Below are 14,242 nucleotides of genomic sequence, written 5' to 3' on the forward strand. Positions count from 1 at the left end.
AGCGTCATATGCCACCATGGAGTTCCGCCACGCCACCACGGACGACGTCCCGGAGATACTGCGCGTCGCGGAGCGGTCCTGGGAGCAGGACTATCCCGACATCCTCACACGAGAGACGGCCCGCGAGGCGGTCCACGACTGGTACGACGCCGACCAGCTGGAGCTCGACGCGGTGGCCGCCGACACGGCGCTCATCGTCGCCATCGACGAGGAGGCCGACGAGGACCGTGCGGGGCCGGCCGTCGGCTTCCTCCACGGGGTCGTCGACGACGACACCGGGACGCTGCTTCGGGTGTACGTCGACCCCGACAACCGGGGCGACGGAATCGGGCGCTCGCTCGTCGAGTACGCCATCGACGACTTCGACACGCGCGGCGTCGAGCGCGTCGAGGCGATGGTGCTCGCGGCGAACGAGCCGGGCAACGAGTTCTACCGGTCGCTCGGCTTCGAGCTCGTCCAGCGCGCGACGACGACCATCGGCGGCGAGCCGCACGACGAGAACATCTACCTGAAACTGCTGTAGTCAGTAGTCGATGCGGGTTATCTCCTCGACGGGCCACTGGCTCAGGATCTCGACGCCGTCCTCGCGGACGACGACCATCTCCTCGACGCGGACGCCCTGGCGGTCCGCCGGCTCCATCGTCTCGACGGCCATCGTCATCCCCTCCTCGATCTCGATGGGGTGCTCCGGCGAGAGGCCGCGCCAGATGAGCGGCACCTCGTAGAGCTGGAGGCCCAGCCCGTGGGCCCAGTGGTTCGTCGTCATCTGCCAGTGGTCGGTCGCGCCGTACCAGTCGGCGTGCTCGCCCTCCATGTCGGGGAAGCCCTTGCAGATCTCGTCGGTCGTCGCGCCGGGCTCGATGCGGTCGAGCACGTCGTAGAGGTTGTCCACCGCGGTCTCGTAGGCGTCCTGCTGGGCCTGCGTCGGCTCGCCCAGGGAGAACGTCCGGTAGTAGCACGACCGGTAGCCGAGGTAGCCGATGTTGTAGAAGTCGGCGTAGACGATGTCGCCCGGGCGCATCATCCGGTCGGTCGTGTTCGCCTGGTGCTTCGGCCAGGTGTTCGGGCCGGACGTGACGTAGCCGCCCTGGGCCATCGCGCCGTGACGCCAGATCTCGCGCACCGCGTCTCCCCAGACCTCGGACTCGCGCTTGCCCGGCGCGGCGTTCTCGACGATCTGCTGGAAGCCCGCCTCGCAGATGGCCGCGACCATCCGCAGGCACTCGATCTCGTCGTCGGTCTTGATCTTCCGGGCGTCGTGCATCAGGTCGACGCAGTCCTTCGTGCGCACCTCGACGCCGTTGTTCTCGAACGCGTCGACGAGGCCCATGTTGCCGACGTCCAGCCCCATCGGCTCCTTGTGGACGCCGTACTCCTCCATCGCCTCGTAGACGAGGTCGGCCATCTTCTGCTTGAGCCAGCTGCGGGCGGAGTCACGACCCGAGGCCCGCGGGACGTTGCCCAGGCCGGGGCAGGCGTACCGGATGTCGTCGAGCCACGGGCAGTTGAACCGCTGGTTGCTCGCGTGGTCGGCGGTGTCCCAGTGGACGATGTCGCCGTCCTCGGTGAGCAGGGTGTAGTGGTCCGCGCCGGAGCCGCCGGTCATCGCCAGCCCGGTGACGTAGCGGATGTTCGGGTCCGAGACGAGCAGCATCGAGCCCATCTCGGAGTCCTCCAGCCGTGCGAGCGCCTTCGCGTAGCGCTCCTCGCGGAGCCGCTTCACGTCGATTCGTTCCTCCCAGTCGACCGCCTGTGTCCCACGCGTTCCCTCCATGAACGAGCGTTCGTACATGGCGCATGCTACCGCCAGTAGGCATATCAAACTACGGGCGTGCCCCGGCCCCTGCTGGCATTTCTCACGGTCGCGGACGGGTGCCCGACTGGAAGCTTTTTTCCGGTCTGGCGACGTGTACCAGGTATGATACCAGCCGTGAACCACGTCGTCCTCCAGCCTGGGTTCGACCCCGACCCGGGTGGTCTCGACGTGGCCGTCAACCTCGGTAGTTCGGCGGGTTCGGCGTTCCTGACGACGCTCGTCGTCGGGGCCATAATGATCGCGCTCGCCCCGGACTACACGCGTCGGAAGATGGAGACGGTCCGTGAGGACGTCGTCGGGTCGTTCGTCTACGGGCTCGTGCTCCTCCTCGCGCTCGTCGTCGTCACCGTCCTGCTCGCCGTCACCATCATCGGCATCGTACTCGCCATCCCGCTCGCCCTCCTCGCGAGCCTCGTCTGGGCGGTCGGCGCGACCATCGGCTACCTCGCCATCGCGGAGCGACTCGTCAAGCCAGCCCCCGACGAGTGGCTCGTCCCACTGCTCGTCGCGGCGGGGCTCAACGGCCTGCTCGTGCTGACCGGTATCGGCGGCATCGTCTCGTTCTGCATCGGCGCGGCCGGTTTCGGTGCGGTGCTTCGGGACTGGCTGGACTGACCGGAACGCCTGCCGACACCCGAATTGGTTTGTCGCCGTCGTACGTGTGTCCCGACCACATGACCCACGACGTGCCCATCCGGGTCGACCACGTCGGCATCGCCGTCGAATCGGTGGCCGACGCCGAACCCGTCCTGCTCGCGCTCGGCTGCGAGAAGATGAACGACGAGACCGTCGAGGACCGCTTCCGCTGGGTGTACTACCGCCTCGGCGACGCCTCGCGGGTCGAGCTCATCGAGCCCATCGAGGACGACAGTTTCCTCACGACGTTCCTCGCCGAGAACGGGCCGGGGCTGCACCACGTCACGCTCGAGGTGGCGGATCTCGACGCCGTCGCGGACTCGCTTGAGGCCGAGGGGCTCCGCGTCGTCGACCGCGCCGAGTTCGACACCTGGACGGAGGCGTTCGTCTCGCCGGCCAACCCGACCGGCACCCTGTTCCAGCTGATGGAGTACCACGAGGACTACCCCGAGGGCCGCGACCCGCCCGAGGAGCTGTTCGTCAACGGCGGCCGCGTCGAGGAGGTGACCAGCGCATGAGCGACGACGCCGCCGAGGACGATATCCCGTCGGAGGTGCGCGAGCGCATCGAGTCCGACCCGTACTGCGAGAAGCTCGGCATCGAACTCGTCGACCTCGGCCCCGGCACCGCGACACTGGAGCTGACCATCGCCGAGGACATGCTGAACTTCCACGGGACGCCCCACGGCGGCGCGGTGTACTCGCTCGCCGACGCCGCCTTCGCCGCCGCGTCGAACTCCCACGGCACGACGGCGGTGGCGCTCGAGACCAACATGAGCTACCTCGACGCCGTCGAGGTCGGCGACACGCTCCGCGCCGAGGCCCGGGAATCGCACATGGCCGGCCGGACCGCGGAGTACCAGATCCCCGTCACCGCCGACGGCGAGCGGGTCGCGACCTTCCGGGGTCGCGTGTACCGCTTCGTGGACTGAACCGACCTCACCCAGTCACGACGGCTTCCGCCTCCACCTCGACCAGCATCGCGTCGTCGACGAAGCCCGCCACCTCGACCATCGTCGCCGCTGGCCGCACGTCGGCGAAGAACTCGCCGTGGGCGCTGCCGACCTGCTCCCAGTCGTCGGCGTCCGCGACGAACATCCGTGTCCGGACCACGTCCGAGAGCTCGGCGTCCGCCTCTTTCAGCGCCGACTCGACGTTCCGGAACGCCCGCATCGCCTGGGCGTGCGGGTCGCCCTCGCCGACGATGTCGCCCTCGGCATCAGTCGCGGTGGTTCCGGAGACGACGACCCGGTCGCCGACCCTGACCGCCCGCGAGTAGCCGACCGTCGATTCCCACTCCGTGCCGGAGGAGACGTGTGTCCGTCGCATGGCTCACCGGACGTGAGACGACCGCAAGAAAGTATCCTCGAACGGGGCGCGGTTCTACTCCTCCTCCCTGTGGTCGAAGACGCGCTTGACCTTCCCGACCTCGGTGCGCTCGATGACGCCCGGGCCGACGACCTCGATCTCGTCGGGCTTCACGTCGAGGACGTCCTTGAGCTTGCTCTCGATGTCACGTTCGAGCTCCTCGTGGGTGCCGTCGTAGGACTCGTCGTGCTCGACGGTCAGCTCCATCGTGTCGAGAGAGCCCTCGCGGTAGAGGTCGATGCGGTAGTACGGCGCGACGTCGGCCATGTCGACCATGACCTCCTCGATCTGGCTCGGGTAGACGTTGACGCCGCGGACGATGAGCAGGTCGTCCGCCCGCCCGGTGATGTTGTCCATCCGGACGATGGTGCGGCCACACTCGCACTCCTCGTAGTTCAGGCGGGTCATGTCGCCGGTGCGGTAGCGGATCATCGGGAACGCCTGCTTCGTGAGCGACGTGACGACCAGCTCGCCCTCCTCGCCCTCGTCGAGCACCTCGCCGGTCTGCGGGTCGACGATCTCCGGGTAGAAGTGGTCCTCCCAGAGGTGCAGGCCGTCCTGTGCCTCCTCGCACTCGATGGAGACACCCGGACCGATGATCTCGGAGAGGCCGTAGACGTCCACGGCGGTCACGTCGAGCGCCTCCTCGATCTCCTCGCGCATCGGGTCCGTGAACGGCTCCGCACCGATGACGACGCGCTCGAGCGGGAGGTCCTTGATGTCGATGTCATGCTCCTCGGCGTACTCCGCGAGGTAGAGGCAGTACGACGGGGTACACGAGAGCACGTCGGACTCCATGTCCTGGAGCATGTCGAGCTGGCGGGCCGTGTTGCCGCCGCCCGTCGGGATGACGCAGGCTCCGAGCTCCTCGACGCCGTCGTGGAAGCCGAGACCGCCCGTGAACAGCCCGTAGCCGTAGGAGTTCTGGACCATGTCGCCCTCGCGGACGCCCGCCGCGTACAGCGAGCGGGCCATGACCTCGTGCCAGACCCCGAGGTCGTCCTCGGTGTAGGCGACGATCTTCGGCTTGCCCGTCGTGCCGGAGGAGGCGTGGACGCGCCGGAGCTCGCTGTGGTCCACCGCGAACAGGTCGTCCGGGTAGTTGTCGCGGATGTCCTCCTTCGTGGTGAACGGGAGCTTCGAGATGTCGTCGACGCTCTCGATGTCCTCGGGGGCGATGCCCGCCTCCTCGAAGGTCTCCCGGTACCACGGCACGTTATCGTAGACGTGCTGGACGGTCTGCTGGAGCCGTTCGTTCTGCAGTTCGGTGAGTTCGTCGCGTGACGCGGTTTCGATGTCGTTGTATGTCATGTGTGGTGACGTCGTTGTCGTGACTGCGGACGTTCGATCGGTCGTTTCGCGCGCTGTACCGTAAGATTTGGTGTGAGGGTCACATGCTGACGCCGAGGTGTCTGTCGCGGACCTCCTCGTTCGCGTCCAGCTCCTCGGGCGTCCCCTCGTAGACGATCTCGCCCTTGTCGAGGATGTAGACGCGGTCGGCCAGTGCCGAGGCCACCGCGACGTTCTGCTCGACGAGCAGGACCGTGATACCCTCCTCGTTGAGCTCCGTGACGAGATCTGCGACGCGCTCGACGATGATGGGGGCGAGCCCCTCCGTCGGCTCGTCGAGCAGCAGCAGGTCCGCTCCGGCGACCAGCGCCCGTGCGATGGCGAGCATCTGCTGTTCGCCGCCGGAGAGGTCGGTGCCCCGGCTGTCCTTGCGCTCACGGAGGTTCTCGAAGGCGTCGAGCTCCCAGATGTCCTCGACGCTCCGGCGGTGGGCGGTGTCCGCCCCGCCGAAGCGGCCCATCTTCAGGTTCTCCGTGACGGTGAGGCCGGGGAACACCCGGCGCTCCTCGGGGACGAACCCGATGCCGTCCCGCGCGACCGCCTCCGACGGCGAGCCGGTGATGTCCTCGCCGTGGAACCGGATCTCGCCGGCGGTCGGTTCGACCACGCCGACGATGCTCCGCAGCGTCGTCGTCTTGCCGACGCCGTTGCGGCCGACGAGCGTGACGACCTCGCCCTCCTCGACGTCCATCGTGACGCCGGAGAGCACCTCCGTCTCGCCGTAGCCCGCGTGGACGTCCTCCAGTTCGAGCAGGCTCACAGCACACCACCACCGAGGTAGGCCTGCTGGACCTGCTCGTTGTCGGCGACGGCCGCCGGCGGCCCGGTCGCCAGCTCTTCCCCGCGGTTCAGCACCGTGATGCGGTCGGACGCGTTCATGACGAGTTCGATGTCGTGTTCGATGAGCAGCACCGTCCGGTCGCCGAGCACCTCGCCGATGAGCTCCATCGTCTCGCGTGTCTCATCGGCGCTCATGCCGGCGGTCGGCTCGTCGAGCATGACGAGCTGTGGGTCGGTCGCGAGTACGAGGCCGATCTCGAGCCGGCGACGGTCGCCGTAGGCCAGCGTGCTGGCCTGCTCGTGGCCGCGTTCGCCGAGCCCGATGCGGGAGAGCACGTCGTCGGTCCGTCCGTTCAGGTCGTCGAACGAGTCCTTGTGCCGGAACGCGTTGTCGACCGGCGAGCGCTCCCGGAGCACCGCCTGCGCGGCGAGTCTGACGTTCTCGCGTACGGTCAGTCCGCCGAAGACGTTCGTGATCTGGAACGAGCGCCCGATGCCGCGGTGGACCCGTTCGTGTGGGCGCAGGTGCGAGACGTCCTCGCCGTCGAAGATGACGGAGCCCTCGCTCGGGAGCAGTGCCCCCGAGATGAGGTTGAACAGGGTCGTCTTGCCCGCCCCGTTCGGGCCGATGATGCTCCGGAATTCGCCGCGCTCGACCTCGATGTCGAGGTCGTCGACGGCGGTGAGTTCGCCGAAGCGACGGGTCAGGCCGTTCGTCTCGAGCACCACCTCGCCGGTGCCGAACGTCGTCGTGGCGTCGTCTGCGGTCGCCATCAGTCGGACACCTCCGTGGGTTCACCCTCGGGCGGTGCCTCCGACGAGGCGTCGACCCGCTGTTTCACCAGCGACGGGATCGAGACGATGCCACGCGGGACGAAGATGACGAACAGGACGAACACGATGCCGAGCACGCCCTGCCACTGCTCGACGCCGACGCCGAGCAGCAGTTCCTCCAGCGAGAGGTAGCCAGCCGCGCCGACCATCGGGCCGTACAGCGTGCCCATCCCGCCGAGCAGGGTCATGACGATGACCTCGCCCGACAGCAGCCAGTCGAGGAAGCCGGGCGAGGCGCGCCCGAGGTTCTGGGTCGCACGCAGTCCCCCGGCCAGCCCCGCGAGCGCGCCGCTGATGACGAACGCACGGCGCTTGTACGCGGTCGTGTCGTAGCCGAGGAACGACGCGCGCTGTTCGGACTCGCGGATGGCCTGCAGCACGCTCCCGAACGGCGCGTCGATGAGCCGCCGGGAGACGAGGTACGAGCCGATCACGAGCGCGACGATGACGTAGTAGTACAGGTGTATCTCCCCGAGCAGGGAGACGTCGCCGAACTCCGGGCCGGACGAGATGCCGTAGTGGAACGCCTCGGCACCGATGCCGTCCTCGCCGTTGCTCAGCGGCGGAATCGTCGGCAGGCCGAGCGAGTCGAGCGTCGGGTTGAGTTCGGTGCGAAGCCCGGGCATCTTCAGCGACAGGCTGGCGAACAGTTCGGCGAACGCGAGCGTGATCATCGAGAAGTACACCCCCGAGACCCGGATCGAGAGGTAGCCGACGACCCACGCGATGAGCGCCGCGACGACGATGCCGGCCAGCAGCGCGAGCCATATCGAGGGCACCAGGTACAGCGCGAACAGCACCGTCGCGTACGCACCGAGGCCGTAGAACAGCACGTGCCCCAGCGAGACGAGGCCGGTGTAGCCCATCACGAGGTCGAGGCTGAGCGCGAACAGCGCCCAGATGAGGATGTCGACCACGATGGTGTTCACGTAGAACGGGCCGTAGAGGACCCCGATACCGAGCGGGGCGACGAGCAGCAACGCGACCACCCCCAGCCCGATGAGCCGCCGCTGTCTCCCGGTCAACACGCCGCTCCCGGCGGCCGTGAGCAGTTCACCCCCTTCGCCGGGGTCGTGCCACTCCGGACTGCCGAACAGCCCCTGCGGCCGGACGAGCAGGACGCCGATCATCAGCATGAACACGACGAGCCCCGAGAGGAACGGGAGCTGCCACTGCACGAACACCTCCACGACGCCGACGAGCAAGCCGCCGACGACCGCGCCGCGGAAGCTCCCGAGGCCGCCGAGCACCACGACGATGAACGCCGGGATGATGACGGAGCCACCCATCCCCGGTCCGACCGACTGCCGGCCGGCGAGGATGACGCCACCGAAGGCGGCGAGGAACGCCCCGAACGCGAAGACGAGCGTGTAGTAGCGGTCGATGTCGATGCCGAGGTGACGGACCATCTCGCGGTCCATCGACCCGGCGCGGACGACGAGCCCGAACCGGGTTCGTTCGAGGACGAGCCACGAACCGAGGGCGACGGCTGACCCGGCGACGATGACGAAGTAGCTGTACAGCGTCTTCTGGAAGCCGAGTACGGTGATCGTGCCGGCGAGCGCGCCGACGTCGAGCGTCCCGAGAGGCTGTGTGCCCCACACGAGCTCGATGGCGTCGACGAAGATGAGCACCAACCCGAACGTCAGCAGGATGTGGTACAGCGGGTCCCTGCCGTACAGCGGGCGGATGGTCAGTCGTTCCATCCCGGCCCCGAGCACCGCCACCGCGAGCGGTGCGACGAGCAGCGCGATCCAGAAGTTGCCCACACCGGCTGTCGTGATGGCGACACCGAAGTACGCACCCAGGGCTAGCAGCTCGCCGTGGGCGAAGTTGATGACGTCCATCACGCCGAAGATGATGGACAGCCCGGCTGCGAGGAGGACGTACACCATCCCGACCGTGAGCCCGTTGATGAGCTGGTCGAGTGTGGCACCGGCCGTGACCAGGGGCAGGTCTAACATCTTACAGTGAGCACTCGGTCTCCTCGCAGGGGATCATCGCGTCGGGGCCCTCGACCTTCGAGAGCAGCTCGACGTCCGCCATCTCGCCGGAGTCCGGTTCGACACACTGGCCCATCCACGTCGGGTTGAGCGCCTGGTGGTCGCAGGCCCGGAACTGGTTGGTGCCGAGGATGGAGTCCATCTCCAGCCCCTCCAGCGCGTCGATGACGTCGTCGACGTTGGTCGAACCGGCCTCCTTGATGCCCTCCGCGGTCATCATGATGGACTGGTACCCGACGCGGGCGAAGTTGTCCGGCGGCGCGCCGGACTCGTTCTCCTCCATGTCCATGTACGCCTCGCGGAACGTGTTGTTCGCGGGGTTGTCGAGGTCGGCGATGTAGCGGACACCACCGTACAGCCCGTACGCGGCCGACCCGAGCGCGCCCCGGACGACCTGGAACGTCATCGTGGGGGCCATGATGTCCTTGTCCTCGGTGATGCCGGCCTCGACGGCCTGTGCGGTGAAGTTGATGAGGTCGCCGCCGGTCATGCCGATGACCACCACCTCGGCGTCGGAGTTGTCGATCTCGGAGATGTACGTGTCGAAGTTCGAGGAACCGAGCTGCGAGGCCGTGCTCCCGACGACGTTCAGGTCCGAGTTCGCCTCCTCCATCCGCTGGGTCACCCGGTTCTGGACCGAGGTCCCGTACGCGTAGTCCGCGATGTGGAACCAGACGTCCGTCCCGAGGTTGTTGACCGTGTACTCCGAGACGGCCTCTGCGATCTGTGCCGTGTTCGTCTCGGTCCGGAAGACGTAATCGTTGCAGTTCGCACCCGTGATGGGGACCGCGGCCGCCCCCGGGTTGTAGATGACCTGTTCATCGGCGGCGAACTCGTTCATGGCCAGCGCGACGGAGCTGGAGATGTTCCCCATGATGAAGTTCGCGCCGTCCTCCTGGACGAGCCGCTCGGCGGCCTGCACCGAGGCTGTGTCCTCCGTCTGGCCGTCCGCGTAGACCCCCTCGATGTCGAAGTCGAAGTCGTCGTCCTCCTGCAGGGTCCGGATGGCGAGTTTCGCGCCGTTGCGCTGGCCGGGTGCGAGACTGCTGTACGCGCCGGACATCGGACTGACGACGCCGTAGGTGACTGTTTCCGAGCCGCCTCCACCACCACCGATGTTGTCGAGACAGCCTGCCAGTCCGAGGGCACTCGCCCCGGCCGTGGCTCGAAGGAAGTTACGACGGGACCCGAACCCACTCGACTCCCCTTTATTGTTGGTGCGCTGCTTGCGATTACTGGTACCCCGTGCCATGCATGAACATTTATTAAATAGACCCTAAATCAGTTCGCCCGCACATGTCCGGGGTATTTATGAACTACATCACCGATCTCGATGACGCAATCCCGGTTCCGTCGGTGAGAAACACGAAAAATACCGTATGGAGTTGTCTCATCTAGTTTCGTACCCGCCGCCGCGAACTCCACTCGGAACTCGATACCGGGGGCCCACGGGCCCACGACGCGACGAAGGACGTCGCAGCGCGGGCCCGCGAGGACGCGACCGACTGCCTCGCCATCGAGGAACGGCCGGGGTCCATCGGACAGGAGCCGCGCCAGAAGCACGATATCGGGGACGTCGAGGGGTACCGAGATGGTCGACCCGGACGACGCCGCTCAGCGCCGGGACGCCGACCCAGAACTGGAGCGGATCTCGGGCGACGAACAGAGAGCGGGCCCGGTACAGCCGGACCCAGAACTGAGGCGGTCGGCCGACTAGCGCAGCAGCGCGGCCACGCCGACCACGACGGCGATTGCGAGGCCGAACAACCCACCGCCCATCGGGTTCGTGACCGCACCGGCCAGCCCGACGAGTCCCGCCGCGACGGCCCCGGAGACGATGCCCGCGGAGACGGCGGACGACCGGGGTGTCCCTGCCGGCTCCCCGGTCGTGACCGCCTCATCGGACCCGACCCGTTCCTCGAGCGCGTCCAGCCGGTCCGAGAGCGCGTCGAACTCGTCGAGCCGGGTGTCGAGCTCGTCGACGTGCCCGGCCAGGTCGTCATCCCCCGTGTCCTCGACCTCGTCGGCGAGGTCGTCCACGCGGTCCTCCACGTCGGCGACCCGCCCGGCCAGCGACTCGTGGGCCGTCGCATCGGCCGACTCGGCATCGACCCGCTCCACCTCGTCGGCGACTGATTCGACATCACCGACTACGGTCTCGACACGTTCGTCAACGTCGTCGGTGTCGGCACGGACGTCCGAGAGTGTCGACCGCACCTCGTCGACGGCGTCGTGCTGGTCGCTCACGCCGGCCCGGAGCGCGGCGAGGTCCTCGGTGCTCGGCGCGTCGCGGTCGGCGACATCGTCCACCCGGTCTGCGAGGCCGTCGACTCGTCCCGCCAGCTCGTCGTGGCCCGAATCGAGCTCCTCGACGCGCCCGTCGACGTCAGCGACCCGGGAGTCGACCGAATCGACGTCGGAACCGATCTCCGCGAGCCTGTCGTCGACGCGCTCTCCGAGGGCCGAGACGTCCTCGTCCACGGCGTCCACGCTCGCCTCGACGGCGGCGACGTCGTCTTCGACTGCTTCCACGTCGGCGGCCACGTCGTCGAGCCGCTCCGAGAGTGCGTCGACCCGCTCGGCGGCGGCGCTCTCCTCGCGCAGTGCGGCGAGGTCGTCGCCGGTCGCGTCGAGCGCCTCCTCGACGGCGGCGAGGTCGGTGGTCAGGTCCAACCGAAGCTCCGCGAGCTCGTCGGCGACTGTGTCGACCTCGCTCCCCAGCTCCTCCAGATCCGTCGCGACCTCGTCGACGCGTGATTCGAGGGCTGCGTGGGTATCCGTGTCTACGGAACGCTCGTCGAGGTCGGCGAGCCGGTCGGCCAGCGCGGAGAGGTCCGCGGCGGTCCCGTCGAGCTCGCCGCGGAGGTCCTCCAGCAGCGAGCCGTTCAGGTTCGTCCGCCGTTCGAGGTCGCCGACCCGGTCGACCGCGTCGTCGATGCTGTCGTTCGCCTCGTCGAGCTGCGTCGAGAGCTCGTCCACGCGCCCGGCCAGCGCGGAGAGGTCGGCTGCAGTGGCCGCGGTCTCGTCCAGCGCGGAGAGGCCGGTCGCGACATCGTCGAGCCTGTCGGCCACGTCTTCGAGGTCCGTCGCGAGGGCGGCCTCGTCGCGGAGTGCCTCGACACGGTCGGCGAGCTCGTCGACCGCAGCCTGCACCTCGTCGAGTTCGTCGTCGCGCTGGCCGAGCCGGTCGAACATCTGGTCGATGGCCCGGTTCGCGGAGTCGTCCTCGGGGCTCCGACCGGGCGAACCGTCCGCCGGAGCCGGGGACGCGCCCGCCATCGCGGAGCCGGCTGTCGCCGACGCCGCCGCGGTCTCGCCGCCCGACCCGGCGTCGTCGTCCCCGCTCTCGACCGCGTCCGACCACGCCACGGCCTCGTAGGCGTCCACATCGGCCACCGCGGCGACGAACGCGCCACGGGCGGGGCAGGCCACGGGCTCCTCTGCCCGCCGTACCGACGACACGGACACGGGCGCGCCGGAGTCGTCGAGGCGGCCACCGAGCAGGAGTTCGAGGCCCGGGACCGCCCCCTCGCCGGCGAGCACGACCGGGGCCGAGACGCCCGGGCGAACGTCGCCCTCGCTGGCCTCGCGTTCGAGCGTCGCGAGGAGGTCCGCGACCAGCCCGTCGAACGCCTCCGCGAGCGCGCCCTCGACCCCGCCCGCGGCGGTGTCCGGGCCGAGCGAGAACGCCGAGAGCGCGACGCGCACGTCGCTCGTGCTCGCGTCGGCGGTGTTGGCCGCTCGCTCGACTACGTCCTCGGTGCCGGTCGGGAGGGAGAAGGCGACGACGGGGACGCCGTAGTAGGAGAGACAGACCGCGGTCGACTCCGGTCGGACCGCGACGCCGAGGCCGGTGTAGTCGTCGTCCTCGGCCGCGCCGTAGAGGGTCGCCAACCCCGTGTGGATGGGTGTCCCGTCGAAACCCACCGATCCGAGCGCGTCGGCGACGGCCTCGCGGTGAGCCTCCGTCGGCAGGTCTGCGTCGACGACGGTGCCAGGCGAGGTGTAGCACGCGCGGTCGGGGTCGTCGACAATCGATTCGACGAGTGCTGCGAGCGCCTCGCCCGCGCCGTCGCGGGCGGCGAGCACGTCGCGGACGAACAGCGGTTCCGCCGTCGCGCCCGTCGCGTCGGCTGCACGATTCGCGTCCTCCCCCACCACGTACACGGTCCCGTCGCGTTCGGCGTGCGCGAGGTCGTCGAGGTCGAGGCCGGCGTCGGCGAGCGCGTCCGCGTCGACCGTCGCGACGAGCGCCGGCGCATCGGCGAGCGTCGGGTCGTCCGGGTCGCCACGGGCGACGCGGAGTCGGTCCGTTCCGAAGTCTAGTCCAGTCACCATGTCCGTCTACACGGCCGGTTGACGGGGGGAGCTATTGGTCGTTGTGACCGACCGGGAAGGAGAGTGGTGTCGTCGCGGTTCGCCGTTACAGCGGTTCGAGGCCGGCCTCCTCGCGGAGCACGTCGATGTACCTCCGGAAGCCGGACTCGAGGTCGTACTCGACTTCGTACCCGGTGTCCTCCTGGAACGCGGTCATGTCCAGGCGCTGGGTCCACGGCAGTTCGCCCTCGTCGCTCACCTCGATCTCCGCGTCGGGCATGATGGACTCGACTGTCTCGGCCGCCTCGCGGATGGACGCCAGCTCGCCCCGGACGTTGTACACCCGCTGGCTGAGGTCCGACTCGGGCGTGAACGCCGCCAGCCGGAACGCCTGCGCGATGTCCTCGACGTGCTGCCAGTCGATCTCCTGGTCGCCGTACTCGACGCTGAAGGACTCGCCCACCGCCGGCTTCTCGACGATGTTCGCCAGGAACGCCGACCCCCCGGTCTCGCGGTACGGGCCGTACGCCACGGTGGGCCGGATGGCGACGTGGTCGACGCCGAACTCCTCGTTGTACACCCGTGCCTGGTGCTCGTTGTACTCCTTGGTCGCGCCGTACAGCGTATCCGGGTAGACCAGGTCGTCCTCGGTCACCCACCAGTCCCCGCCGTCGTCGTAGTTCGCCGGCGGCGCGTACACCGCCGCCGAAGACGCCCACGCGACACGCTCGACCTGGTCCGAAAGCGTTCGCGCGGCCTCGAAGATGTTGTTCGTCCCCTCGACGTTCACCTGCATCGCCGCCCGCGGGTTCGACTCCGCCGTGTTCGTCAGCAATGCGGCGAGATGCACGATGTGCGTCGTGTCCGTCTCGGCGACCGCATTGACCACATCGGTCGGGTCGCTCACGTCGCCGCGGCGAATCTCCACCTCGTCGGCGATACCCAGCTTCTCGAGGATGCGCGGGTCCGTCGACAGGTCGTACGCCACCACGTCGTGCCCGTGGTCGAGCAGGTCCTTCGCGACGTACGAACCGATGAATCCGGTACCACCAGTGACTAGGACGGTCGAGTCCGACATTGGACGAACGTTCAGCGAGCGTGCCGAAAAAGCTTCTCGTCGCGGTACCGAGTCCCGTCGA

Annotated in this window: 14 protein-coding genes; 5 read left to right on the forward strand and 9 right to left on the reverse strand. The window is 68.5% G+C overall.

Translation table 11 applies throughout. From position 1 onward, the window contains the following. Nucleotides 1-16 precede the first annotated feature (16 nt). Nucleotides 17-523, forward strand: a complete 507-nt coding sequence (locus NO345_RS13815) for a GNAT family N-acetyltransferase (protein ID WP_256300115.1) — start codon at nt 17-19, stop codon at nt 521-523. Here the strand turns inward: NO345_RS13815 and NO345_RS13820 are convergent, their stop codons facing one another. Then, nucleotides 524-1,792, reverse strand: coding sequence for a M24 family metallopeptidase (locus NO345_RS13820; RefSeq protein WP_256300117.1), 1,269 nt, complete (start codon nt 1,790-1,792; stop codon nt 524-526). A gap of 126 nt (nt 1,793-1,918) precedes the next feature. On the opposite strand from NO345_RS13820, the gene NO345_RS13825 reads away from it, so the two are divergent. Genes NO345_RS13825 through paaI form a run of 3 tightly spaced genes read left to right on the forward strand, consistent with a single transcriptional unit; the run spans nt 1,919 to nt 3,383 of the window. Further along, nucleotides 1,919-2,431, forward strand: a complete 513-nt coding sequence (locus tag NO345_RS13825) for a DUF8173 domain-containing protein (RefSeq protein WP_256300119.1) — start codon at nt 1,919-1,921, stop codon at nt 2,429-2,431. A gap of 59 nt (nt 2,432-2,490) precedes the next feature. Next, entirely contained in the window at nt 2,491-2,970 is a 480-nt protein-coding gene (locus NO345_RS13830) for a VOC family protein (RefSeq protein ID WP_256300121.1), read from the forward strand. After that, a complete protein-coding gene (gene paaI / locus NO345_RS13835; protein WP_256300123.1) occupies nt 2,967-3,383 on the forward strand; it encodes a hydroxyphenylacetyl-CoA thioesterase PaaI in 417 nt (138 codons plus the stop codon). Before NO345_RS13830 ends, paaI begins: the two co-directional genes overlap by 4 nt. Before the next feature lie 7 nt (nt 3,384-3,390). Here the strand turns inward: paaI and NO345_RS13840 are convergent, their stop codons facing one another. The 6 genes from NO345_RS13840 to NO345_RS13865 all read right to left on the reverse strand — a co-directional run bounded on the left by NO345_RS13840 (nt 3,391) and on the right by NO345_RS13865 (nt 10,038). Beyond that, nucleotides 3,391-3,780, reverse strand: coding sequence for a RidA family protein (locus NO345_RS13840; protein WP_256300126.1), 390 nt, complete (start codon nt 3,778-3,780; stop codon nt 3,391-3,393). 54 nt (nt 3,781-3,834) lie between these two features. Beyond that, on the reverse strand, nt 3,835-5,130 hold the full coding sequence (gene paaK, locus NO345_RS13845) for a phenylacetate--CoA ligase PaaK (RefSeq protein ID WP_256300128.1): 1,296 nt from the start codon (nt 5,128-5,130) through the stop codon (nt 3,835-3,837). Nucleotides 5,131-5,209: 79 nt separating this feature from the next. Then, nucleotides 5,210-5,929 (reverse strand): ABC transporter ATP-binding protein, encoded by a 720-nt coding sequence (locus NO345_RS13850; protein WP_256300129.1) that lies wholly within the window; start codon nt 5,927-5,929, stop codon nt 5,210-5,212. After that, the gene (locus NO345_RS13855; protein WP_256300130.1) at nt 5,926-6,723 is read right to left on the reverse strand and encodes an ABC transporter ATP-binding protein; all 798 of its coding nucleotides are present in this window, start codon (nt 6,721-6,723) and stop codon (nt 5,926-5,928) included. The genes NO345_RS13850 and NO345_RS13855 overlap by 4 nt, the downstream gene beginning before the upstream one ends. Next, nucleotides 6,723-8,747: an ABC transporter permease gene (locus NO345_RS13860; protein WP_256300131.1), complete on the reverse strand. Its 2,025-nt coding sequence runs from the start codon at nt 8,745-8,747 to the stop codon at nt 6,723-6,725. Before NO345_RS13860 ends, NO345_RS13855 begins: the two co-directional genes overlap by 1 nt. 1 nt (nt 8,748) lies before the next feature. Beyond that, nucleotides 8,749-10,038, reverse strand: coding sequence for an ABC transporter substrate-binding protein (locus NO345_RS13865; protein WP_256300132.1), 1,290 nt, complete (start codon nt 10,036-10,038; stop codon nt 8,749-8,751). 339 nt (nt 10,039-10,377) lie between these two features. On the opposite strand from NO345_RS13865, the gene NO345_RS13870 reads away from it, so the two are divergent. Next, the gene (locus tag NO345_RS13870) at nt 10,378-10,503 is read left to right on the forward strand and encodes a hypothetical protein (protein ID WP_256300133.1); all 126 of its coding nucleotides are present in this window, start codon (nt 10,378-10,380) and stop codon (nt 10,501-10,503) included. On the opposite strand, the gene NO345_RS13875 is transcribed toward NO345_RS13870, so the two are convergent. Next, complete coding sequence (locus NO345_RS13875; RefSeq protein WP_256300134.1) at nt 10,500-13,124, reverse strand: disk-shape morphogenesis protein volactin; 2,625 nt, start codon at nt 13,122-13,124, stop codon at nt 10,500-10,502. The genes NO345_RS13870 and NO345_RS13875 overlap by 4 nt on opposite strands. 85 nt (nt 13,125-13,209) lie before the next feature. Next, complete coding sequence (locus tag NO345_RS13880; RefSeq protein ID WP_256300135.1) at nt 13,210-14,181, reverse strand: NAD-dependent epimerase/dehydratase family protein; 972 nt, start codon at nt 14,179-14,181, stop codon at nt 13,210-13,212. Nucleotides 14,182-14,242 lie beyond the last annotated feature (61 nt).

The organism is Haloarchaeobius salinus (genome assembly GCF_024464185.1).
Lineage (GTDB): Archaea > Halobacteriota > Halobacteria > Halobacteriales > Natrialbaceae > Haloarchaeobius > Haloarchaeobius salinus.